Annotated in this window: 21 protein-coding genes and 1 other RNA gene; 11 read left to right on the top strand and 11 right to left on the bottom strand. The window is 61.4% G+C overall.

From position 1 onward, the window contains the following. Positions 1–82: 82 nt before the first annotated feature. Both rnpB and rsmI read right to left on the bottom strand, forming a co-directional pair. Positions 83–436: RNase P RNA component class A (gene rnpB, locus AC07VG_RS04080), an RNA gene on the bottom strand. A 132-nt stretch (positions 437–568) separates the two neighbouring features. Then, positions 569–1,423 (bottom strand): 16S rRNA (cytidine(1402)-2'-O)-methyltransferase, encoded by an 855-nt coding sequence (gene rsmI, locus AC07VG_RS04075; protein WP_495000789.1) that lies wholly within the window; start codon positions 1,421–1,423, stop codon positions 569–571. Positions 1,424–1,659: 236 nt separating this feature from the next. Between rsmI and AC07VG_RS04070 the strand changes: the two genes are divergently transcribed. The 4 genes from AC07VG_RS04070 (at position 1,660) to AC07VG_RS04055 (ending at position 5,149) form a co-directional block, all read left to right on the top strand. Beyond that, positions 1,660–3,471, top strand: a complete 1,812-nt coding sequence (locus AC07VG_RS04070) for a penicillin-binding protein activator (RefSeq protein ID WP_495000635.1) — start codon at positions 1,660–1,662, stop codon at positions 3,469–3,471. Next, positions 3,471–3,842 (top strand): YraN family protein, encoded by a 372-nt coding sequence (locus tag AC07VG_RS04065; protein WP_495000634.1) that lies wholly within the window; start codon positions 3,471–3,473, stop codon positions 3,840–3,842. Before AC07VG_RS04070 ends, AC07VG_RS04065 begins: the two co-directional genes overlap by 1 nt. A 138-nt stretch (positions 3,843–3,980) precedes the next feature. After that, on the top strand, positions 3,981–4,574 hold the full coding sequence (locus tag AC07VG_RS04060) for a phosphoheptose isomerase (protein WP_040070768.1): 594 nt from the start codon (positions 3,981–3,983) through the stop codon (positions 4,572–4,574). Then, positions 4,571–5,149: a BON domain-containing protein gene (locus AC07VG_RS04055; protein ID WP_495000633.1), complete on the top strand. Its 579-nt coding sequence runs from the start codon at positions 4,571–4,573 to the stop codon at positions 5,147–5,149. Before AC07VG_RS04060 ends, AC07VG_RS04055 begins: the two co-directional genes overlap by 4 nt. Before the next feature lie 166 nt (positions 5,150–5,315). On the opposite strand, the gene AC07VG_RS04050 is transcribed toward AC07VG_RS04055, so the two are convergent. The 7 genes from AC07VG_RS04050 to rplM all read right to left on the bottom strand — a co-directional run bounded on the left by AC07VG_RS04050 (position 5,316) and on the right by rplM (position 10,245). Further along, on the bottom strand, positions 5,316–5,729 hold the full coding sequence (locus tag AC07VG_RS04050; RefSeq protein ID WP_495000632.1) for a ClpXP protease specificity-enhancing factor: 414 nt from the start codon (positions 5,727–5,729) through the stop codon (positions 5,316–5,318). Between the two features lie 11 nt (positions 5,730–5,740). Beyond that, the gene (locus AC07VG_RS04045) at positions 5,741–6,358 is read right to left on the bottom strand and encodes a glutathione S-transferase N-terminal domain-containing protein (protein ID WP_495000631.1); all 618 of its coding nucleotides are present in this window, start codon (positions 6,356–6,358) and stop codon (positions 5,741–5,743) included. Between the two features lie 184 nt (positions 6,359–6,542). After that, a complete protein-coding gene (locus AC07VG_RS04040) occupies positions 6,543–7,325 on the bottom strand; it encodes a cytochrome c1 (protein ID WP_495000630.1) in 783 nt (260 codons plus the stop codon). Continuing rightward, positions 7,325–8,536, bottom strand: a complete 1,212-nt coding sequence (locus tag AC07VG_RS04035) for a cytochrome b (RefSeq protein WP_100941287.1) — start codon at positions 8,534–8,536, stop codon at positions 7,325–7,327. Before AC07VG_RS04035 ends, AC07VG_RS04040 begins: the two co-directional genes overlap by 1 nt. After that, on the bottom strand, positions 8,536–9,132 hold the full coding sequence (gene petA / locus AC07VG_RS04030; protein WP_495020537.1) for a ubiquinol-cytochrome c reductase iron-sulfur subunit: 597 nt from the start codon (positions 9,130–9,132) through the stop codon (positions 8,536–8,538). The genes AC07VG_RS04035 and petA overlap by 1 nt, the downstream gene beginning before the upstream one ends. Positions 9,133–9,409: 277 nt before the next feature. Beyond that, complete coding sequence (gene rpsI, locus AC07VG_RS04025) at positions 9,410–9,802, bottom strand: 30S ribosomal protein S9 (protein ID WP_495000628.1); 393 nt, start codon at positions 9,800–9,802, stop codon at positions 9,410–9,412. Between the two features lie 14 nt (positions 9,803–9,816). Further along, a complete protein-coding gene (rplM, locus tag AC07VG_RS04020; protein WP_191486125.1) occupies positions 9,817–10,245 on the bottom strand; it encodes a 50S ribosomal protein L13 in 429 nt (142 codons plus the stop codon). 245 nt (positions 10,246–10,490) lie between these two features. On the opposite strand from rplM, the gene AC07VG_RS04015 reads away from it, so the two are divergent. Further along, positions 10,491–11,531 carry an NADP(H)-dependent aldo-keto reductase gene (locus tag AC07VG_RS04015; protein WP_495000627.1) on the top strand — a complete coding sequence of 347 codons (1,041 nt, stop codon included), beginning with the start codon at positions 10,491–10,493 and terminating at the stop codon, positions 11,529–11,531. Between the two features lie 173 nt (positions 11,532–11,704). On the opposite strand, the gene AC07VG_RS04010 is transcribed toward AC07VG_RS04015, so the two are convergent. After that, on the bottom strand, positions 11,705–12,841 hold the full coding sequence (locus tag AC07VG_RS04010; RefSeq protein WP_495000626.1) for an acyl-CoA dehydrogenase family protein: 1,137 nt from the start codon (positions 12,839–12,841) through the stop codon (positions 11,705–11,707). 262 nt (positions 12,842–13,103) lie between these two features. Between AC07VG_RS04010 and AC07VG_RS04005 the strand changes: the two genes are divergently transcribed. The 5 genes from AC07VG_RS04005 to AC07VG_RS03985 all read left to right on the top strand — a co-directional run bounded on the left by AC07VG_RS04005 (position 13,104) and on the right by AC07VG_RS03985 (position 19,559). Then, positions 13,104–14,000, top strand: a complete 897-nt coding sequence (locus AC07VG_RS04005) for a GlxA family transcriptional regulator (RefSeq protein ID WP_495000788.1) — start codon at positions 13,104–13,106, stop codon at positions 13,998–14,000. A 137-nt stretch (positions 14,001–14,137) separates the two neighbouring features. Further along, positions 14,138–16,117 carry a flavin monoamine oxidase family protein gene (locus AC07VG_RS04000; RefSeq protein WP_495020536.1) on the top strand — a complete coding sequence of 660 codons (1,980 nt, stop codon included), beginning with the start codon at positions 14,138–14,140 and terminating at the stop codon, positions 16,115–16,117. A gap of 112 nt (positions 16,118–16,229) precedes the next feature. After that, the gene (locus tag AC07VG_RS03995) at positions 16,230–17,126 is read left to right on the top strand and encodes a nitrilase family protein (RefSeq protein WP_495020535.1); all 897 of its coding nucleotides are present in this window, start codon (positions 16,230–16,232) and stop codon (positions 17,124–17,126) included. Between the two features lie 11 nt (positions 17,127–17,137). After that, positions 17,138–18,316, top strand: coding sequence for a hypothetical protein (locus tag AC07VG_RS03990; RefSeq protein WP_495020534.1), 1,179 nt, complete (start codon positions 17,138–17,140; stop codon positions 18,314–18,316). A gap of 259 nt (positions 18,317–18,575) precedes the next feature. After that, complete coding sequence (locus AC07VG_RS03985) at positions 18,576–19,559, top strand: asparaginase (RefSeq protein ID WP_495020533.1); 984 nt, start codon at positions 18,576–18,578, stop codon at positions 19,557–19,559. Positions 19,560–19,773: 214 nt separating this feature from the next. Here AC07VG_RS03985 and AC07VG_RS03980 read toward each other — a convergent pair whose 3' ends face one another. Continuing rightward, positions 19,774–20,760: a GlxA family transcriptional regulator gene (locus AC07VG_RS03980; RefSeq protein WP_495020532.1), complete on the bottom strand. Its 987-nt coding sequence runs from the start codon at positions 20,758–20,760 to the stop codon at positions 19,774–19,776. Positions 20,761–20,831: 71 nt separating this feature from the next. Between AC07VG_RS03980 and AC07VG_RS03975 the strand changes: the two genes are divergently transcribed. Then, positions 20,832–21,623, top strand: coding sequence for an MBL fold metallo-hydrolase (locus AC07VG_RS03975; protein ID WP_495020531.1), 792 nt, complete (start codon positions 20,832–20,834; stop codon positions 21,621–21,623). Positions 21,624–21,639 lie beyond the last annotated feature (16 nt).

The following is a 21,639-nucleotide window of genomic DNA, read 5'->3' as shown; positions in this document are numbered from 1 at the left end:
TTAAAGTGATTTATGAAGAGTAAGATTTTTTCGGTATTACAAATGCGCTTCTGCCAGCGATTGCGTGCAGGGAAGGAAAGAGGTGGAGAGTCGATCTGTAAGCCGGGTTCTGTCGAGGACAGTCATTCCTCTACGATGGCCATCACTGGACATCTTTAGCAACCTACCCGGTTCCAGCGCGGGCCACGCCTTGGAACCCTATTTGGTCTTGCTCCGAGTGGGGTTTACCTAGCCACGAACTGTTGCCAGCCGTGCGGTGCGCTCTTACCGCACCTTTTCACCCTTACCGGCGCCGAAGCGCTTAGGCGGTTATTTTCTGTGGCACTTTCCGTAGGCTCACGCCTCCCAGGCATTACCTGGCACTCCGCCCTATGGAGCCCGGACTTTCCTCCCCCCCCTAATTTTCATAGGGGGCAGCGACTGTCCAATCGACTCTCCGCCGCGAAGGTTACCGGCACATGCCCTGAAGGACAAGCTTTAAAGCCGTTTCGCCGCCGGGCACTGTCCCGGCAAACAGCGCCAGGCCGGATCCCACACCTGCATAGGATCCAACCTACAGCCTAATCAGTCAGGTATTTTTCTGCCGATCCAGCGCCACCTGATACAGCAGGTTCTTCCGCACCCCAGTGATTTCCGCCGCCAGGGCCGCGGCACGCTTGAGCGGCATCTCCTGGAGCAACAGGTCGAGGACGCGCATCGCCTCGCCGCCGACCGCGTCGTCGTTTTCCGGCGCGGTCCAACCGGCGACCAGCACCACGCACTCGCCGCGCTGCTGATTGGCGTCCGCCTCGACAAAGCCGCGCAGCTCGCTCAGCGGCAAGCCCTTGAGGGTCTCGAAGGTTTTGGTCAGCTCACGGGCCAGCAGCGCCGGGCGCTCGGCGCCGAAGACCGTCTCCAGATCCTGCAGGCACTCAAGGATCCGATGCGGTGCTTCATAGAAGATCAGCGTGCGCGACTCTTCCTTCAGCAACTCCAGGCGAGCCCGACGTCCCACCGCTTTGGCCGGTAGGAAACCTTCGAAGATGAAGCGATCCGACGGCAGCCCCGCCGCCGAGAGCGCGGCGATCAACGCGCAGGCGCCGGGAACCGGCACTACACTGATACCTGCCGCCCGCGCCTGGCGCACCAGGTGATAACCGGGATCGGAGATCAACGGCGTGCCCGCATCGGAGATCAGGGCCACGTCCTCGCCCGCCAGCAACTTGGCGATGAAACGGCTGCCTTCGTCACGTTCGTTGTGCTCGTGACAGGCCGCAAGCGGTGTCGCAATCCCGAAGTGCTGCAGCAATCTGAGTGAGTGGCGGGTGTCTTCCGCGGCAATCAGCGACACGTCGCGCAGCACTTTCATTGCCCGCGCACTGATGTCATCCAGGTTGCCAATGGGCGTCGCCACCACATAAAGCGAGCCGACAGCGGAATTCAAAGCACCTGGAGCAGTCAAAGCGCACACCTCGAGAAGAACGAAAACGCCATTGTAGCGCGTAGCGGCCCTGCCGATATGCTTCACAACGGCGAGCGCGGGCCTGAAAGGCGAGCGATTCGAGTGCCGTGACACGCTTTGTACGACCTAATTTGACCGTTTCACGCCAGTAACATCGCGCCCCGGCCAGTGCTTGGGTACAATTCCACGCTCATATGATCGAGTATCAGGAACACTACATGATCGCTTGCCTGCGGCTGTTCTCTGCCCTCTGCCTCGCTGCCTTGCTGGCGGCTTGCGCCAGCTCGCCCTCTTCCAGCCTTGGCGAACTCCCACGGACCCCGAATGCCAGCATCGAGCAATTGCTCGAGCAGGCGGCTTCCAGCAAGACGCCGGAACAAGCCGCCTTGCTGCGCCTGACCGCTGCCGACCTGGCCTACCGCCAGAAAGACAGCGGGCGTGCCGCGCAGATTCTCGCGCAGGTGCCCCTGGAGCCCCTCAAACCGGCGCAACAGGTGTACGCCAGTACCCTGGCGGCCGAACTGGCCATGACCCGCAACCAGCCCAAGGCGGCACTGACTGCATTGAGCCATCCGAGCCTGGAGCGCCTCAGTGAACTGCCGGTGGACCAGCAGGTTCGCACCCAGACCGTGCGCGCCCGCGCCCTCGAAGCCGATGGCCAGACCCTGGCCGCCGCCCGCGAGCGCATCTTTATCGCCCCGCTGCTCAGTGGCGATGCGGCGAAGAACAACCACGAAGCCATCTGGGCACTGATCGCGGCCCTGCCGACCGACCAGCTGCAACCCACCGGCAACGACGACCTCAGCGGTTGGCTGAGCCTGGCGCTGGCGGTGAAATCGTCCGGCACCCTGGAGCAACAGCAGACGGCTATCGACACCTGGCGCGCGCAGAACCCCAAGCACCCGGCCGCCGTGCAATTGCCGCTGCCCCTGGTGAAACTCAAGGAGCTGGCCAGCCAGCCACTGAGCAAGATCGCCCTGCTGCTGCCTCAGGAAGGTCCGCTGGCCTCGGTCGGCAAGGCCCTGCGTGAAGGCTTCATGGCCGCTCACTACCAGGCCCAGCAGGCCGGCCAGAAGCCGCCGGTCATCGAGTTCTACGACAGCTCGCGTCTCACCTCCCTGGATGACTTCTATCGCAAGGCGCAGGCCTCCGGCGTGCAACTGGTGATCGGGCCACTGGAGAAGCCGCTGGTCAAGCAACTCAGCGCCCGCGCGCAATTGCCGATCACCACCCTGGCACTGAACTACAGCGAAAGCGCGCAGAACCCGGCGCAACTGTTCCAGTTCGGCCTCGCCGCCGAAGACGAAGCCCGCGAAGTGGCCCGTCGTGCCCGCGCCGACGGCCTGCACCGCGCTGCCGCCATGGTGCCGAAAGGCGAATGGGGTGATCGCGTGCTCAAGGCCTTCCGCCAGAACTGGGAAGCCAACGGCGGCACCGTGGTCGGTATCGAGCGCGTCGATCAACCGGTCGCCCTGGCCCAGCAGATTGCCGAGCTGTTCCAGTTGCGTCAGAGCGAAGGTCGCGCCAAGAGCCTGCAAAGCACCGTAGGTGGCCAGGTTGCCGCCCAACCGTCGCGACGCCAGGACATCGAGTTCATCTTCCTCGCCGCGACACCGCAACAGGCGCAGCAGATCAAACCGACCCTGAACTTCCAGTACGCCGGCGATGTGCCGGTATACGCCACCTCCCACGTGTTCAGTGCCACCGGCGACCAGAATCAGTACAACGACATGAACGGCGTGCGCTTCTGCGAAACCCCCTGGCTGCTGGACGCCAACGACCCGCTGCGCAAGCAGGTCACCACACAATGGCCACAAGCCGGCGGCGCCCTCGGTCGCCTGTACGCCATGGGTGTCGACGCCTATCGCCTGGCACCGCGCCTGGGCCAACTCAAGGCCCTGCCCGACAGCCGTATCGAAGGCCTCTCGGGCAGCTTGAGCATGGACCCGGCGCAACGGATTGAACGCCAATTGCCCTGGGCCCAGTTCGTCAGCGGCCAGGTCCAGCGCCTGCCGGACACGCCACGCTGATGGCCCCCGCCGCGCACCTGGAACACGGCAAGGAGGCCGAGTCCCTCGCGCGGCGGCATCTCGAACAACAGGGTCTGCGCCTGCTGGCGCAGAACTGGACATGTAAACGGGGCGAGCTTGATCTGGTCATGCTCGACGGCGATACAGTAGTATTCGTCGAAGTTCGTTACAGGAAAAACACCCAATGGGGTGGCGCACTGGGCAGCATCGATGCCCGCAAGCGCAAGAAGGTAATATTCGCCGCGCAGTATTTCCTGCAACGCGAGTCACGCTGGGCCCATTGCCCCTGCCGCTTCGACGTGGTGGCCATAGACGGCCCGGTCGACGCGACACCCCAGCTGAACTGGCTAAGGAATGCCTTCGACAGCTGATCCAGGCTGTCGGCCCGGTTACTCTTTTCACCCACCGATTTTTGCTCTTTGCTTTGCGGGCTGCACATTCTTGTGCCGGGCAGCCACCGGGAAAACCCGGTCTGCGCTCGACCAGCCGCCCTACTTAAGGTCACATAGATGGACATGCAATCCCGAATTCGCCAGCTTTTCCAGGCCAGTATCGACACCAAGCAACAGGCGATGGACGTTCTTGCACCTCACATCGAGCAAGCCAGCCAGGTCATGGTCAATGCCCTGCTCAACGAAGGCAAAATGCTCTCCTGCGGCAACGGCGGCTCCGCCGGCGATGCCCAGCACTTTTCCTCGGAACTGCTCAACCGTTTCGAGCGCGAGCGCCCGAGCCTGCCGGCCATTGCCCTGACCACCGACAGCTCGACCCTCACCTCGATCGCCAACGACTACAGCTACAACGAAGTCTTCTCCAAACAGATCCGCGCACTGGGCCAACCGGGCGACGTCCTGCTGGCAATTTCCACCAGCGGCAACTCCGCCAACATTATTCAAGCCATCCAGGCCGCACATGATCGCGAAATGATTGTCGTAGCCTTGACGGGACGCGACGGCGGCGGCATGGCTTCCCTGCTGCTGCCCGAAGATGTCGAGATTCGCGTCCCGGCCAACGTCACCGCACGTATTCAGGAAGTCCACCTGCTGGCGATCCATTGCCTCTGTGATCTGATCGACAGCCAATTGTTCGGGAGTGAAGAATGACCATCAATCGCCTTAGCCTGCTGGCCTTGACCCTGTGCCTGGGCCTCAGCGGCTGCAGTTCGGTACTGACCGCCACCCGCGACGAACCGATCAACGACGATCGCGGAACCCGCACCCTGGGCAGCAAGATCGATGACTCGCTGATCGATACCAAGGTGGCGGTCAACGTCGCCAAGGCCGACCCTGGCCTGGAAAACGGCTCGCACATTGTCGTCACCAGCTATAACGGCATTGTCCTGCTGGCTGGCCAGACCCCACGCGAAGACCTCAAGGCCAAGGCCGAACAGGCCGCCGCCGCGGTCCAGCGGGTGAAGAAGGTCAACAACGAACTGCAGGTCCTCGAACCGTCCTCGCTGGCAGCCCGCAGCAGCGACAGCTGGCTGACCACCAAGATCAAGACCCAGATGCTGACCGACAACGCCATTCCCGGCTCGCGCATCAAGGTCGTCACCGAGAACGGCATCGTCTACCTGCTGGGCCTGGTCACCCAGGCCGAAGGCACTCGCGCCACCAACCTGGTGCAGAGCGTCAGCGGCGTACAGAAGATCGTCAAACTGTTCGAGTACATCGACTGACCCAGCCCTTACGCTTAACTGTGGGAGCCGGCTTGCCGGCGATGGCGGCCGATCAGGCGACGCAAGGTTGACTGGCCTCATCGCCGGCAAGCCAGCTCCTACAGGATCGCGATCCAGCCGAAATACAGATGTAAAAAAGGCGCCTCGGATGCAGGCGCCTTTTTTATTACTTCACAACCTTCAAGCTTGGCCGACCACTAGGACGCGGCGGCTCGGAACCCGGCGGCGGACCGTCGTCATCCGGCTCGACCCCATCGTCATCCTCCAGGGGCGCTTCCAACTCGAACACCATGCCCTGGCCATTCTCCCGGGCGTAGATCCCGAGAATGGCACTGATCGGCACGTAAAGCGTATGCGGTACACCGCCGAAACGCCCTTCGAAGCTGACAGCCTCGTTGTCCATGTGCAAGTGACGCACTGCACTGGGCGAAACGTTCAAGACGATTTGCCCGTCGCTGGCAAAACCTTGCGGCACCTGGACCGAGGGGTACTCGGAATTGACCAGTATGTGCGGCGTACAATCGTTATCCACTATCCATTCGTACAGCGCACGAACCAAATAAGGGCGACTGGAGTTCATAAAACAGCTCCTTAGCGCATATCGCGTTCGACACCAGACAAGCTTGCCTGGAAAGCCTCACGCGCAAACTGGCGCTCCATATAATCGAGCAACGGCTTTGCAGGCCGCGGCAATTCAATACCCATAATCGGCAGACGCCAGAGTATCGGCAATAGACAGCAGTCCACCAGACTTTGCTCATTACTCAGGAAAAATGGCTTGTCGGCAAACAGCGGCGACGCCCCTGTCAGGCTCTCGCGCAACTCCTTGCGCGCCTGCACCCGCGCCGGCTCCTTGCTGCGCGAATCCAGAATCAGATCCACCAGCGCACACCAATCGCGCTGAATGCGATGGATCAGCAAACGACTGTTCGCCCGCGCCACGGGATAAACCGGCAGCAGCGGCGGATGCGGGTAACGCTCATCCAGATATTCCATCACCACGGTCGACTCCCACAACGCCAGGTCACGATCGACCAGGGTGGGCAAGCTGCCGTAAGGGTTCACTTCGATCAGCTTCGGCGGTTGACGCCCCACTTCCACAGTAATGATCTCGGCGCTGACACCCTTCTCCGCGAGCACGATGCGCACCCGGTGGGAATAGTGGTCGGCGGGGTCGGAGTAACAGGCCAACCGGTTGGTCACGCCCATGGCGGTCCTCCTCGCTTGTTGAAATTATTGAAAACAGAAAAACGAGCGCGCCCAAGACAAGCCTCCCGCAGCCACGAAACAAACAGAGGGTGAGACCGTTGCCGGTTCACCCACCCGTCCTTGCTGGCTACATCTTCAGAGGCACCCTTGGGCGCGCACGATTGACAGCTATGTTACAACGTTATCAATGCACATCCTTCCAGTATTCGCGCTTGAGCAGATAAGCGAACACGAAGAAGAAGGCCAGGTACAGCAAAACGTAGGTACCGATGCGCTGATGCTCCAGCTTCACCGGGTTGGCCGAGTAGGCCAGGAAGGTCACCAGGTTCTTGACCTTCTCGTCGAATTGCTCTTCGTTCAAGGCACCGGTTTTCGGCACGATGGTCAGCTGGTCGCACGCTTCATGGGTCAAAGCCGTACCGGTCAGCGGATCATACTGCTTCTTGCCGTCCTCGACGATTTGAACCTGCTTGCAACCGACGACCTGACGTCCCTGCAACCCCACCAGCACGTTGGGCATGCCGACGTTCGGGAAGACCTTGTTGTTCACGCCCCAGGGACGTGTCGGGTCTTCGTAGAAGGACCGCAGGTAGCCGTAGAGCCAGTCAGTACCGCGCACCCGGGCTACCAGGGTGAGGTCGGGAGGAGCCGCGCCGAACCAGGCCTTGGCGTCGGCTGGCTGCATGCCGATGGTCATGTGGTCGCCGATCTTGGCGCCGGTGAACACCAGGTTCTTGAGCATCACGTCATGGGGAATCCCCAGGTCATCGGCGACACGCTCATAGCGCTGGAACTTGGCACTGTGACAACCCATGCAATAGTTGGCAAAGGTCCGCGCACCATCCTGCATGGCGGCCTTGTCGGAAACGTCGATATCGACTTTTTCCAGTTCCGGACCACCATGCTCAGCGGCGAAGGACAGCAGCGGCAGGGCCGCAAACATCAAGACTGCAAATAATTTTTTCATCAGCCAGTCACCCTTTCCGGAACCGGTTTGGTCTTCTCGAGCCGGGTATAGAACGGCATCAGAATAAAGTAGGCGAAGTACAGGACCGTGCAGATCCGTGACAGCAGCGTGCGCTCCGGTGTCGGCGGCATCACCCCCAGCCAGCCAAGGGTGACGAAGGCGATGCAGAACACCCACAACCAGATTTTGCTCAGCCAGCCCTTGTAGCGCATGGACTTGACGGGGCTACGGTCCAGCCACGGCAGGACGAACAGTACGGCGATCGACGCGCCCATGGCCATGACGCCCATGAGTTTGTCCGGAACGGCCCGCAGGATCGCGTAGAACGGCGTGAAGTACCAGACCGGGGCAATGTGCTCAGGGGTCTTGAAGGCGTTGGCCACCTCGAAGTTGGGTTTTTCGAGGAAATAACCGCCCATTTCCGGGAAGAAAAACACGATGGAACAGAAGATGAACAGGAACACCACCACACCGACGATATCCTTCACGGTGTAGTACGGATGGAAGGCAATGCCATCCAGCGGTACGCCGTTTTCATCCTTGTGCTTCTTGATGTCGACGCCGTCCGGGTTGTTCGAACCGACCTCGTGCAGCGCCAGTACGTGCAGCACCACCAAGCCGAGGATCACGATCGGCAGGGCCACCACGTGCAGGGCGAAGAAGCGGTTCAGGGTGATCCCGGAAATCAGGTAGTCACCACGAATCCACTGGGTCAGGTCGTTGCCGATGACCGGGATGGCACCGAACAGCGAGATGATCACCTGGGCGCCCCAGTAGGACATCTGCCCCCACGGCAGCAGGTAGCCCATGAAGGCCTCGGCCATCAGCGCCAGGTAGATCAGCATGCCGAACAGCCACACCAGCTCACGGGGCTTCTGGTACGAACCGTAGAGCAGGCCACGGAACATGTGCAGGTAGACCACGATAAAAAACGCCGAAGCGCCGGTGGAGTGCAGCAGGCGCAGGATCGAGCCGTACTCGACGTCGCGCATGATGTATTCGACGGAAGCGAAAGCTTCTTCCGCCGACGGGGTGTAGCTCATGGTCAGCCAGACACCAGTGACGATCTGATTGACCAGCACCAGCAGCGCCAGGGAGCCAAAAAAGTAGAAAAAGTTGAAATTCTTCGGAGCGTAATACTTGCTGAGATGGTCTTCCCACATCTTGGTCGCGGGAAAACGCGCATCGACCCAATCCATGAACTTGCTCATCACGCTTTCTCCGTATCGACGCCAATCACAATTATCGTGTCGGACTCATAGGAATGCGGCGGAACCGGCAGGTTCAAAGGCGCGGGTTGCGACTTGTAGACACGGCCAGCCAGATCGTAGTGAGAACCATGGCAAGGGCAGAAATAGCCACCGACCCAATCTTTTCCCAGATCGGCGGGCGCCACTTCCGGACGGAAGGTCGGTGAACACCCCAGGTGCGTACAGATCCCGATCAGCAGCAGCAGCTCTGGCTTGATCGAACGGTTCTTGGGGTCAACATAGGTGGGTTGTACGGAATCCTTGGAGTCGGGGTCGGACAAGCGATCCTCGATCTTGGCGAGATTGCCCAGAATCTCTGGGGTACGGTGAACGATAAAAACCGGTTGACCTCGCCACTCAGCAATCATCTGCTGTCCGGGGTCGATCTTGCTGATATTCACCTTCACCGGTGCCCCCGCGGCTTTCGCCTTGGCACTGGGAAACCATGACCCCACGAACGGGACCGCAGCCCCCACCGCTCCTGCAGCTCCTACCACGGATGTGGCTGCTACGAGGAAGCGACGCCGGCCTGCATTCACGCCGTCATTGCTACTCATTCAGTCCTCTCCCATCAGCTTTGTGGCCTGTTAAATCAGGCGTCTACTAAGTAAAACTTTGTACTTATAAATTTTGCCGAATGGTAATGAAAAGCCCCACGCCTGACAAGGTAATTACCAGCCCCACCTTGCCCCAAGCCTTGTAGTATAGGGGGTCTACGGATGTGGCAAGTTGTCACAGGAAAATATTTCGCCCACAAAAAAGCCCGGTTCCACAAGGAAACCGGGCTTTTTTTTAAAACGTAGAACTGAAACGTAAAACGGTACGAGAACCGAATTAACGCTTCGAGTACTGCGGACGCTTACGCGCTTTACGCAGACCGACTTTCTTACGTTCAACTTCACGAGCATCGCGGGTTACGAAGCCGGCTTTGCGCAGCGCACCGCGCAGAGTCTCGTCGTAGTCCATCAGAGCGCGAGTGATACCGTGGCGGATTGCGCCAGCTTGACCACTTACACCACCACCGATGACAGTGACGTAGATATCGAATTTCTCGGTAGTCTCAGTCAGTTCCAGCGGTTGGCGAACTACCATGCGGGCAGTTTCGCGACCGAAGAACGTCTCCAGGGTGCGGTTGTTGATGGAGATATTGCCAGTACCCGGACGCAGGAAAACGCGTGCGGTTGCAGTCTTGCGACGGCCAGTGCCGTAATTTTGAGTCGCCGACATAATGAACTATTCCGTTAAATCTTCAGTTCTTGGGGCTGCTGAGCAGTATGAGGGTGGACAGCGCCCGCATAGACTTTCAGCTTACGGTACATGTCGCGACCCAGCGGGTTCTTAGGCAGCATGCCTTTGACCGCGGTCTCGATCACGCGCTCAGGGGCCTTGGCGATCAGCTTTTCAAAGTTGATCGACTTGATGCCGCCCGGGAAACCGGAGTGGGAGTAGTACATTTTGTCGGTGGTTTTAGCACCGGTAACGCGTACTTGCTCGGCATTGATAACAACGATGTAGTCACCGGTGTCAACGTGCGGAGTGTATTCGACTTTGTGCTTGCCACGCAGGCGGCTCGCGATTTCGGTGGCCAGACGACCCAGGGTCTGACCAGCAGCGTCGACGATAAACCAGTCGCGCTTAACTGTTTCCGGTTTAGCAGTAAAAGTTTTCATTCTTTATAGCCTCAGGGGCCGCCTGTAAATAAGACGGCGGATCTTACTGAATAGTGCGTACTTTGACAAGGTCAAAGGCAGCCGGATACAGACGCTTTCGGGGGCTCGGGTCGGCGCGTCCGTTCAACGGCAAGATTCTTTGGCGGCGGCGCATCACTTCCACTGCATAAAGAGGTGCGTAATTATGCAGATTGCCAAAAAAATTTCAACCTGCTTTTATGGGTGTTTTCCCACAGGAGCCGCCAATGGAATACCGTCAGCTAGGTCAGACCGATCTGAATGTGAGCGCAATTTGCCTGGGAACCATGACCTGGGGCGAGCAAAACACCCAGGATCAAGCCTTTGCCCAGATCGAACGGGCGAAGGCCGCTGGCATCAATTTCCTCGACACCGCCGAGATGTACCCGGTGCCGCCCAAGGCTGAAACCTACGCCAGCACCGAGCGCATGATCGGTCACTGGTTCAAGCAGCGCGGCGACCGTGCCGACTGGATCCTGGCCAGCAAGATCGCCGGTCCCGGCAATGGCATCGGCTATATCCGCGACGGCCAGCTCAAGCATAACCGCCAGCATATCGTCGAAGCCCTGGATGCCAGCCTCAAGCGCCTGCAGACCGACTGGATCGACCTCTACCAGTTGCACTGGCCCGAGCGCAGCACCAACTACTTCGGCCAACTGGGCTACAAGCACAAGGCCGATGAAAGCTTCACCCCGATCGAGGACATCCTCGAAGCCCTCGACGAGCAGGTCAAGGCCGGCAAGATCCGCCATATCGGGCTGTCCAACGAAACCCCGTGGGGCACCATGAAATTCCTCCTTGAAGCCGAGCGCCGCGGCTGGCCACGGGCGGTGTCGATTCAGAACCCCTACAACCTGCTCAACCGCAGCTTCGAAGTCGGCCTGGCGGAAGTCGCCCTGCGCGAACAGTGCGGCCTGCTGGCCTACTCGCCGATGGCGTTCGGCTTCCTGTCGGGCAAGTATGAAGGCGGCGCGCGGCCGGACAAGGCGCGCCTGAGCCTGTACAGCCGCTTCAGCCGGTATTTCAACCCGCAATCGGAAGCAGCGTGCAGCCGTTATGTCGCCCTGGCCCGTGAGCACGGCCTGGACCCGGCGCAGATGGCCCTGGCGTTTGTGACCCAGCAACCGTTCGTCACCAGCAACATCATCGGGGCAACGACGCTGGAGCAGTTGGACAGCAACATTGCCAGCGCCAATCTGAAACTATCGGACGAAGTGCTGGCGGGCATCGAGGCGATCCACAAGGATCACCCGAACCCGGCGCCGTAACTGGCCTGCGGATCAGGCGGTGCCTGTTCCTACGTCTTCGCGGGCAAGCTCCGCTCCCACAGGTTTTCGGTCGTGCACAGATCTTGAGCACAACCCGGACATTGTGGGAGCGGAGCTTGCCCGCGAAGAGGCCCTTAAGGCTATAACCACACTTCGCAAACCCACCCAAGACGTCAAAGCGACCGGGCAATGATCTCCTTCATGATCTCATTGGTCCCGGCATAGATGCGCTGCACCCGCGCATCCGCCCAGGCCCGGGCCACCGGGTATTCCCACATGAACCCATAGCCGCCATGCAGCTGCACGCATTCGTCGAGCACCTTGCATTGCAGGTCGGTGCCCCAGTACTTGGCCATCGCCGCCGTCGGTACATCGAGCTGGCCTTGCAGGTGCAACTCCAGGCAGCGGTCGACAAACACCCGGCCGATCTGGATCTCGGTGGCCATTTCCGCCAGCTTGAAGCGGGTGTTCTGGAAGTCACCAATGGCTTTGCCGAAAGCCTTGCGTTCGCGGGTGTATTCCAGCGTCCACTGCAACGCCGCCTCGGCCGATGCCAGGCCGCCTATCGCCACCGTCAGGCGTTCCTGGGGCAACTCCTGCATCAGATAGGCAAACCCCATCCCGGCCTGCCCGAGCAGATTCTCCCTGGGCACCCGCACATCCTGGAAAAATAGCTCGGAGGTGTCCTGGGCCTTCATGCCGACCTTTTCCAGGCGCTTGCCCTTGGCGAACCCCGGTGTATCGGCCTCGACCAGGAACAGGCTGGTACCCTTGGCCCCGGCTTGCGGATCGGTCTTGGCGACGACAATCACCAGGTCGGCGAGAAAGCCGTTGGTGATAAAGGTCTTCGAGCCATTGAGCACATACTCGTCGCCGTCCAGCAGCGCCGTGGTCTTCACCCCTTGCAGGTCGGAACCGGCTCCCGGTTCGGTCATCGCAATGGCCGTGACCATCTCGCCGGACACCAGCTTGGGCAGGTACTTGAGCTTCAGCGCCTCACTGCCGTAATGCAGGATATAAGGCGCGACAATGTCCGAGTGCAGGGAAAAACCGATGCCGCTCAAGCCCTGTCGGCTGATCTCCTCGATCACCACGGCACTGTAGAGAAAGTCCGCCGCCATGCCGCCATAAGCCTCCGGCAGATGGGAGCAGAGCATCCCCTGCGCGCCCGCCTTGTTCCACAGCTCGCGGTCGATATAGCCGCGTTTCTCCCACTGCGCATGGAAGGGCGCCGCCTCCTGCTCGAGAAACTTGCGCACGCTGCTGCGAAACAGCTCGTGCTCGGAACTGAACAGGGTTCTGGGAATCATCGGGGCTACCTGCAAGGACACTGAGGCCGGGATTGGCCTGTAGAGCCTATGCCAGTGTTTTGCCGGGTAACACTGGACACATGCGCCAAAAAATAAGACGATCCAGCCGTCTGTTGACCACTTTCCCCTATAAGAACTTTCCGCTAATAAGAACAATGGAATTATGGCTAATCCACTCTCCACGCCCTTGCGGCGCGTCAGCATCCTGGCTATCGACCGGGTATTCGCTTCCACTCTTATGCAAGCCAAGGATTTCTTCCACCTGGCCAGCCTGCGTTATGGCAAACAGCTCGGCCAAGGCCTCACCAAGGCCTTCGAAACCCGCCTGGTCAGTCCCGACGGCAAACCGGTATGCAGCTTCAGCGATGTGATCCTGCCGGTCGACGGCGGCCTGGAAAATGCTGATGTGATCATCCTGCCGGCGTTCTGGGACGACTTCGAAACCCTCTGTCGGCGTTACCCGCAAGTCATGCCCTGGCTGCGCGAACAGCATGCCCGCGGCGCCGTGCTCTGCGGCGAGGCCACCGGGGTGTTCTGGCTGGCCGAAGCTGGCCTGCTCGATGGCAAGGAAGCAACTACCTACTGGCGGTTCTTCAACGCCTTCAGCGAGCGCTACCCCAACGTCCAGTTGAACCAGGACAAGCACCTGACCGACGCCGACAATCTCTACTGCGCCGGTGGCACCACCTCGGCCTGCGACCTCTATATCTACCTGATCGAACGCTTCTGCGGGGCCAATGTCGCCCAGGCCGTGGCCCGCGATATCCTCTATGAGGTCCAGCGCAGCTACGCCCCGGGGCGTATCGGCTTCGGCGGACAGAAGCTGCACCAGGACGTGATCATCCTGCAAATCCAGCAGTGGCTCGAAGAGCATTTCGCCGACAAGTTCCGCTTCGAGGATGTCGCCCGGGAACACGGCATGAGCATTCGCAACTTCATGCGCCGCTTCCAGACAGCCACCGGCGACAAGCCATTGCACTACCTGCAGCGCCTGCGTATCGAGACCGCCAAGGGCCTGCTTTCGGGCACTCGCAAGAGCATCAAGACCATCAGCTACGAAGTCGGCTATGACGATGCCAGCTTCTTTGCGCGCCTGTTCCGCCAGCACACCGAGCTGTCCCCCAACCAGTATCGCCAGCAGTTCCAGCAAGCGGCATGAAGCCCGTGCGCCTGTTTCGACACTAGCGGAAACAGGCGCGCGACCTTGCATAATTAATTACCACAGCGCCCTGCCCTCACCTTCGTAGACTCGCTCCGGCAATCACTACCGATTGCCACTGACAAGGAGCGTCGTACATGCCTATTGGATTGGCTCAACAGCAGCCCTCATTCCCGACACCGACGGTAGACCCCAACCGCGCCTGGCGCGCCCGGTTCCCCAATCCGCCGGACCTGTGCTTCGACTATCGCCGACTGGTCGAGCAACCCGGCGGCGTCGCCCGCGCCACCGCCACGGGCCACCGGATCTGCATCATCGGCGCCGGCGTCACCGGTCTCAGCGCGGCGCGTGAACTGCTGCGCTGCGGCTTCACTGACATCACCCTGCTCGAACAGTCCCGGCGGATCGGTGGCCGGCACCTGACCGTGATCGACAAAAGCCAACCCGCCACCACCGGTTCCACCCCCTTCGAAATGGGCGCGATGCGTCTGCCGTATTTCAATCGCGCCGATGAAACGCCGCTGCAGGGGCGCTCCGTGCTGGCGCACTACACCGAACAGTTCGACCTGCGCCTTTCCGACTTCGCCAACCCGGGCAGCGCCCAGGTCAGGAGCACCGGAATTTTCCTCCGTGAAGGCCTGCTGGAGGGCCAGGAAACCCCGCGAATGCTGATCTGGGACAACCGCGACGGCCAGACCCCGCCACCGGGAAAACTGCTGAAACAGGTCCACGACAAATGGCGCCTCTTCGCCGAACGCATGACTCGCCAGGTAGAGGCCCGCTACGCCAGCGAGGGCTGGGAAAGCCTCTGGTCGGCGATTGTCCGGCGCTATGAGAGCCTGTCGTTTCGCAACCTGGTCACGCTGCCCGCGATCAGTCACTGGCAAGCGGACGATCCGGGCGATTTCGGCGGCGTCGGCATGAGCGCCGAAGAGTCGGCGATCTTCTATGCCATCGGCATCGGCGACGGCAGTTGGGGCGCGTTCTATGACGCCTGCAGCCTGTACCCGATCCGCACCGCCATCTTTGGTTTCAGCAATCGCCTCCAATTGATGCACGGCCGCGTCGATGAGCGCGGCGATCCGCTGCCGTCGCCGCACCTGCAGGCGGGCACACTGCTCGACTGCAACGGCCTGGCCTTCGACGCCCCCCGCTACCTGGGCGTTGCCGCCCTCGACGAATGCCTGTTGTTCATGCCGGTCGAAGCGCGTGGCCTGTCCTTCTACGAGCATTGCCGACAGCGCGGTGCCGGGTTCGCCACCCAGGCCCAGGTCAACGGTCTGAGCAAACTGCCCAACCAGCGAATTCGCGTCGACTACGCCTGGCAATGGAACGATCCAGATCACCGCGAGCAGCGTAGCGAAGTCTTCGACTCGGTGATTCTCACCCTGCCGTCCTGGCTGATCGAAACCACCGTCGAGCTCAAGGGCTTCGACGAGCGAATGCTGCCGTTCCACATTCGCAGCGCCTACAAGACCGCCCACTGGGAAACCAGCTGCAAGGTCTTTGCACCGCTGAAAAAAAGCTTTTTCGACGAACCCCATGGCATCCCTCAGGCACTGGTCACCGACAGCCTGATCCATGACATGTACACCTACCGCTACAACGACAGCTACCCGTATGACTGCATCCTGCTGAGTTACACCTGGGAGGACGATGCGACCAAGCTCGCGCTGTTTTCCGATCAGGAACTGGTGGACAAGTGCGTCGGCGAGCTCGATCGAATATTGCTGCACGCGCGCAATATCAATCGGCGGATCTCGCCTTACATCGACACCCAAAACGCTGCCGTACATCGCTGGATGAGTGATCGCAATGCCCTCGGCGCCGCCAAGCTCTATCGCCCCGGCACCTATTACGAGGCCATCGATCTGATGAACTACAACCGCCACTATTCCGCGCATTCCGGGCTCTACCTGTGCGGCGAATCCTTTTCGGTCGACGCCGGCTGGACCGAGCCCTGCCTGCGGGGCGCCCTCGATGCCACCATCCATCTGTGCCAGCGCACCGGCGCGGCATTCAATGGCGGCTTCAGCCTGAAGCACTACCCCGAATACGGTGGCCGACCGATCGCCAACAACCCACCAATGGCGTTCAGTATTCCCAGGTCGGTCTAGGAAATAGCCGACTGGCTTACCGGAGGGCCACCGACATACACCACTCATTGAATGGCTTCTCATAGTCACATCAACTCATTCGAGTTGAATAACAACAATGAGAGCACCTCAAATGAACGAATCTCGCCCCGCCATCAGTCCCGTCCGCGTTGCCGTTGTGCAGTTCGATCCCCAAGCCGGCGTTGCCCACACCCCGTATAACCTGGACCGCGGCCTCGCGCTGGCGGGCCAGGCCGTGCGCGGCGGAGCCGATCTGATTGTGTTGCCGGAACTGGCCAATACCGGCTACAGCTTCCAGAACCGTCAGGAGGCTTTCGCCCATGCCGAAGCCGTACCAGCAGGACCCAGCGTGCAGGCATGGGCAAATTTCGCACAGGAACATCGGATTTACCTGGCGGCCGGTATCGCTGAATGTGACGGCGTGCAGTTGTTCGACACCGCCGTGCTGGTGGGCCCGGACGGTTTTATCGGCAAGTACCGCAAAGCGCACTTGTGGAACGAGGAGAAACTCTGGTTCACCCCGGGCAACCTGGGTTTTCCGGTCTTCGACACGCCCATCGGGCGGATCGGCCTGCTGATCTGCTGGGATATCTGGTTTCCCGAAGTGCCGCGCCTGCTGAGCCAGCAGGGAGCGGATATCATCTGCAGCCTGAACAACTGGGTCTGGACCCCGCCACCGCTGTTCGATGAGACCGGCAAATGCATGGCCTCGTACCTGACCATCACCGCCGCCCACGTCAACAACGTGTTTATCGCCGCCGCCAATCGTGTCGGCAGCGATCGCGGCGAGCGCTTCCTCGGCTGCTCGCTGATCGCCGGAACCAACGGCTGGCCGCTTAGCGAGGTGGCCTCGCCCATCGACGAGGCCGTGCTGTTTGCCGATATCGATCTGGTCAGCGCCCGTAGCGCGCCGATCTGGAACAACCTGAACGACCTGCCCAGGGACCGCCGGACCGACCTCTACGACGGCATGCTCGGCTATACCCAGCACCCTGGCCTGCCGCGCTGAAGGGGGCCAACATGAATAACACCCCCAACCAGGGCAGGCTCGCTTACCTGCCCGCCTGCCTGTTCACCCTGGGCCTGATCGTGCCCGGCCTGTTGCTTGCCTGGCTGACCCTGTTCGGCAATACCCTCGGCGGGGCCGGCTACCTGCATATGATGGAGAACCTGCCCGCTCCCAGTGCCTGGCTGCGTTGGGTGCTCGGTGATATCAGTGAAATGGCCTTCTACAAACATGAGCTGGCCTCGCTGGGCCTGCTGGCCGGTGCCGGCCTGGCCCATTGGGCTCATCGCCGGGGCAAGGCCTGGCAGGGCTTTGCCATTTGCTATGGCAGCGGCCTGTGGCCCTGGCTGATCGGCAGTGCGCTGCTGGGCCTGCTGTTGAGCAACCTGCTGTGGGGCTGGAGCGTGCCGCGTCATGGCTGGCAACCGACCTTCGCCGCCTTCGTCTCCGTTCCCGCCGCCACCGTGCTGCTGTTCGGCGCCGGCACGCGGATCGCCGTCAGCGGTGCGGTCATGGGCGCGCTGCTGGTCACGCCGCTGTGCCTGCTGTTGGTCAACTTTGTCTGCAACCCGTTGGACCTGCCGGCGGTCATCGGCAATGTGCTGGGAATGGCCATCGGCAGCGTAATCGCCTTCACCCTCTATCGACGCTGGCCAGCCCTGGTGAAACCCGAGCTGCCGCTGGCCACGACCTCGGCACCTGCGCCGAAAGCCGGCAAACATGGGCTGATCTGGGGCATGCGCCGGGTACTCGCCGATTTTTCCGAAGCGCCGTTCTTCGGTAACGAATGGGCGAGCCTGGGGCTGCTGTTGGGGGTATTGCTGGCCTACGGGCTCAACCCGGCCGGACCGGCTTATGGCTCGGACCTGCTGCTGCCGATACTCGCGGCCCAGGCCCTGGCGTCGGCCATCGGTGTAGTCGTCTGGCGAGGGCAATGGATTGCGCGAGGCTGGTACCCGACCTACATCCCTATTGTCTCGGTTGCCCCGGCCGCGGTGCTGACTCATGGTGGCGGTCCACTGGTGGTACTCGCCAGCGCCCTGCTCGGGGCCTTGCTCGCACCGCCGCTGGCCGTCGCTCTATCGCGGCGGGTCCCGGGGCATATGCACCCGTATATCGGCAATGTGCTGTCGATGGCCCTCAGCACGCTACTGATCGTGCCGCTGATCGGCTGGCTGACACGGTCCTTGTAGGCGCCGGCTTGCCAGCGATGGCGTTCGGGCAGGCGATGCAAGACTTGCTGGCCCCATCGCCAGCAAGCCCCACAGGTGGGTGCCTCAACGCAGATGCTCGCAGCGTCCCCGGTCCGGGTAGGAGCTGGCTTGCCGGCGATGAGGCCGTCAAGCCTTGCGCCGCCCTGGACAACACCACCGAGCGCGCTTTCCCCTCCAGCCGGCGGTACTCTGGTGCGGCCGGCATCACCTCTTCCCGACCTTTATCAGCGAGAGTTCCATGTCCCTGCCTCAACTGTCCATCGCCGCCCTGGGCGGCACTGTCAGCATGCAAGCCGCCCACCCGGACCAAGGCGTGGTGCCCAGCGTCAACGGCCAGGCCCTGCTGGAGCAGGTGCCGCTACTGACGACCCTGGCCCGGATTCACGTCGAGACCTTGTGCCTGCAACCCAGCGCGTCGCTGGACTTCGACTTTCTGCTCGGTGTCCTCGACTGGGCCAAACGCCAAGTTGAACAAGGCGCCAGCGGCGTGGTGATCACCCAGGGCACCGACACCCTGGAGGAGACCGCGTTCTTTTTCGATCTGCTTTGGGATCGTGAAGAGCCGCTGGTACTGACCGGCGCCATGCGCTCGGCCGCCGAGATCAGTGCCGACGGCCCGGCGAACCTGCTGCACGCCGGCTTGGTCGGCCTGGCAAGCGCCAGCCGTGGGCGCGGCGTGCAGGTGGTCATCAACGGCCAGGTCCACGGCGCGAGCCGCGTGCGCAAGAGCGATGCCCTGGCCCTGGAAGCCTTCAGTTCAACGGTATTCGGCCCCACCGGTCTGATCATCGAAAATGCCGTGCGTTATCTGCACGCTCCCACCCCGAGAAAAATCTTGCCGTCACCGGTTCGCCGCGGACAGCGGATCGCCCTGCTCGAAGCGTCGCTGTCGGCCGATACGCTGCTGCTGGAGAGGCTGCTGGAGCTGGGCTACGACGGCCTGGTGATCGCCGGCTTCGGCGCCGGTCACGTCAGCGAAAGCTGGGCCAAGGCAATCACGTCGTTGGCGTTGAAGATCCCGGTGGTGATCGGCACACGTACCGGAGCCGGTTCAACAGCGAGCCACTCTTATGGCTTTGTCGGCAGCGAAATCGACCTGATCCAGCGCGGGGCGCAGATGGCGGGTTTTCTGTGTCCGCGTAAAGCGCGGATTCTGTTGTGGTTGCTGATCGGCTGCCAGCGAAGCGTTGAACTGCCCGATTATCTCCGCCATTTCAAATAGACCCTGTTGAAGTCAAGGCCGCCAAAAGCTTCGTCGGAACGCCGCCGGACCAAGCCCTGCTCTTACAGTACAGCGCCAAGCACAGATTTTGCGTTTGGCATAAACCTGTAGGAGCAGAGCTTGCTCGCGAAGAGGCCCTCAAGCCTTGCACCGTTTATGCGGGCGCCATCGCCAACAAGCCGGCGCCTACAATTGAGCCTGGCAGTATTTTTCCTCAACGCCGCCCAAACTGCTGCCGGTACTCAAGCGGGGTCAAGTCGGTCAGTTCCTTGAACATCCGGCGCAGGTTCGAATCACTGCTGAACCCCAGGTCGGCGCTGATGGTATTGACCGCCGTGGACGTCAGCATCAGCCGCTCACTGACCTGGTTGAGCTTGATGCAGCGCGCATAAGCCGCCACGGCAATCCCCGTTTCCGCACTGACCCTGCGCGCCAACGTGCGTGGGGACAGCCCGAGCTGCTCCGCCAGCCGCTGCACGGTGATCTGCTCCGCCGGCGATTGTTCAACACAGCGATGCAACTGACGCAACAGCGAACTGGACTGCTCGATCAGGCTCATGGCCGCAAAGGCCGGGTGAGACTGGACCGGGCGCGCCAGCACCATCAGCTTCGCCAGGTCGTGAAACATATCCTGGCCAACAGCCCGTTCAATCAACGCCTGGGCAATCGGCAGATAACCATTGACCCCGGACGCGGTCGCGGTCGACGGGTTGATCACCCAGTGACGCTGGCTCTGCCAGTTCACCTTGGGATAACGCTGGGCCATGGTCCCCGCCAGCCACCAGGTCACCGTGGCCGCCTGCCCCTCCAGCCGCCCGCTTGCGGCGATCAGGCAGACACCGGTGCAGTAACTCCACAACTGCAGCTGTGTCGAACAAGCCGCCAGGGCCGCCACCAAGGCCTTGTTATCACTCACGGCCTTCTCGACCTGCCGCGACGACTCGGCCCAGAAGCCAGCAATCAGCAGCGCATCGACGTTGGCCTCCGACAAAGCCTTGGACACCTGCAACGACAGCCCCTGGGCACACGCCACCGCGCCGACCTGCTGGGCGACGAACAGCGTTTCGAAGAGCGTTTTTCCCGAACGACGGTTAGCGGCATGCAGCAAATCGGCAAAGGCCAGCAGCCCCGCTGGCAGACACCCCGGGTAAAGCAGCAAACCGATTCGAAGGGGACGGCGCATGGCAGAAACAGAATCCATTATGTCCAATCCTGCCATTCTGCGTGACCGCCCGGTCGAACACAATGCAAGCTCTTCTCAGAGGTATGAGCATGCACATCCATCAGCTACGCAATGCGACGATTATCCTGGAGTTCGGCCGCCATCGTATTTTGCTCGACCCGATGCTGGCGCGAAAACTTTCCTTGCCGCCCCTGCGGGTATTCAGCGCCCGGCAGCGCAACCCGCTGGTCGACTTGCCGGCATCGGCAACGGCAGCGCTCGAGTCGGTGACCCACTGTCTGATCACCCACTGCCAGAAAGGTCACTTCGATCACCTGGATCGCGCCGCGAAGAAATGGCTGCGCGACACCGGCACGCCAGTGATCTGCACGCCCCACGACGCGGCCTATCTGGCCAGCCATGATTTGAATGTGCAGCCGTTGCCCAGTGATCATGAACAACCCAGCCCTTTCCTCGGCGGTCGGATTCGCACGGTCCGGTGCACCCACGGGCAAGGGCTGGTGGGCAAGCTGATGGAACATGGGGTGGGTTATCTGATTGAAATGCCGGGCGAGCCCAGCCTCTACCTGAGTGGCGATACCTTGCTCACGCCGACCGTCAAGGCGTTCGTCACCAAGCATCAACCACAGCTATCGGTCGTGCCGGCAGGCGGCGCGCGCTTCGATCTGGGCGGAGACATCATCATGGGCGTTGAAGAGGTGGTCGAGTTCACCCGGCTGTCAGCGGGCCTGGTGATCGCCAATCACCTTGAAGCCCTCAGTCACTGCCCGGTGACACGCCGCTCGCTGGCCGACGCGGCGCAGTTGGCCGGTGTCGAAGCGCGCCTGCTGATCCCCAAGGACGGAGACATCCTGACCTTCCCCGCCCCCGCGCAGCCCTGAGCAGCGCGCGGCTCAA

The sequence above is a fragment of the Pseudomonas sp. GW821-FHT03C07 genome, from assembly GCF_059420925.1.
This window is presented reverse-complemented; position numbering and strand designations above follow the sequence as displayed.

Bases quoted from the DNA above. Each gene is read 5' to 3' on its own strand.
- AC07VG_RS04060 (WP_040070768.1), top strand. From the start codon at position 3,981: ATGGACATGCAATCCCGAATTCGCCAGCTTTTCCAGGCCAGTATCGAC.
- AC07VG_RS03995 (WP_495020535.1), top strand. From the start codon at position 16,230: ATGAACGAATCTCGCCCCGCCATCAGTCCCGTCCGCGTTGCCGTTGTG.
- rpsI (WP_495000628.1), bottom strand. From the start codon at position 9,802: ATGTCGGCGACTCAAAATTACGGCACTGGCCGTCGCAAGACTGCAACC.
- petA (WP_495020537.1), bottom strand. From the start codon at position 9,132: ATGAGTAGCAATGACGGCGTGAATGCAGGCCGGCGTCGCTTCCTCGTA.
- AC07VG_RS04040 (WP_495000630.1), bottom strand. From the start codon at position 7,325: ATGAAAAAATTATTTGCAGTCTTGATGTTTGCGGCCCTGCCGCTGCTG.
- AC07VG_RS03990 (WP_495020534.1), top strand. From the start codon at position 17,138: ATGAATAACACCCCCAACCAGGGCAGGCTCGCTTACCTGCCCGCCTGC.
- AC07VG_RS03975 (WP_495020531.1), top strand. From the start codon at position 20,832: ATGCACATCCATCAGCTACGCAATGCGACGATTATCCTGGAGTTCGGC.
- AC07VG_RS04050 (WP_495000632.1), bottom strand. From the start codon at position 5,729: ATGAACTCCAGTCGCCCTTATTTGGTTCGTGCGCTGTACGAATGGATA.
- AC07VG_RS04000 (WP_495020536.1), top strand. From the start codon at position 14,138: ATGCCTATTGGATTGGCTCAACAGCAGCCCTCATTCCCGACACCGACG.
- AC07VG_RS04065 (WP_495000634.1), top strand. From the start codon at position 3,471: ATGGCCCCCGCCGCGCACCTGGAACACGGCAAGGAGGCCGAGTCCCTC.
- AC07VG_RS04010 (WP_495000626.1), bottom strand. From the start codon at position 12,841: ATGATTCCCAGAACCCTGTTCAGTTCCGAGCACGAGCTGTTTCGCAGC.
- AC07VG_RS03980 (WP_495020532.1), bottom strand. From the start codon at position 20,760: ATGGATTCTGTTTCTGCCATGCGCCGTCCCCTTCGAATCGGTTTGCTG.
- AC07VG_RS04035 (WP_100941287.1), bottom strand. From the start codon at position 8,536: ATGAGCAAGTTCATGGATTGGGTCGATGCGCGTTTTCCCGCGACCAAG.
- rplM (WP_191486125.1), bottom strand. From the start codon at position 10,245: ATGAAAACTTTTACTGCTAAACCGGAAACAGTTAAGCGCGACTGGTTT.
- AC07VG_RS04055 (WP_495000633.1), top strand. From the start codon at position 4,571: ATGACCATCAATCGCCTTAGCCTGCTGGCCTTGACCCTGTGCCTGGGC.
- AC07VG_RS04015 (WP_495000627.1), top strand. From the start codon at position 10,491: ATGGAATACCGTCAGCTAGGTCAGACCGATCTGAATGTGAGCGCAATT.
- AC07VG_RS03985 (WP_495020533.1), top strand. From the start codon at position 18,576: ATGTCCCTGCCTCAACTGTCCATCGCCGCCCTGGGCGGCACTGTCAGC.
- AC07VG_RS04045 (WP_495000631.1), bottom strand. From the start codon at position 6,358: ATGGGCGTGACCAACCGGTTGGCCTGTTACTCCGACCCCGCCGACCAC.
- AC07VG_RS04070 (WP_495000635.1), top strand. From the start codon at position 1,660: ATGATCGCTTGCCTGCGGCTGTTCTCTGCCCTCTGCCTCGCTGCCTTG.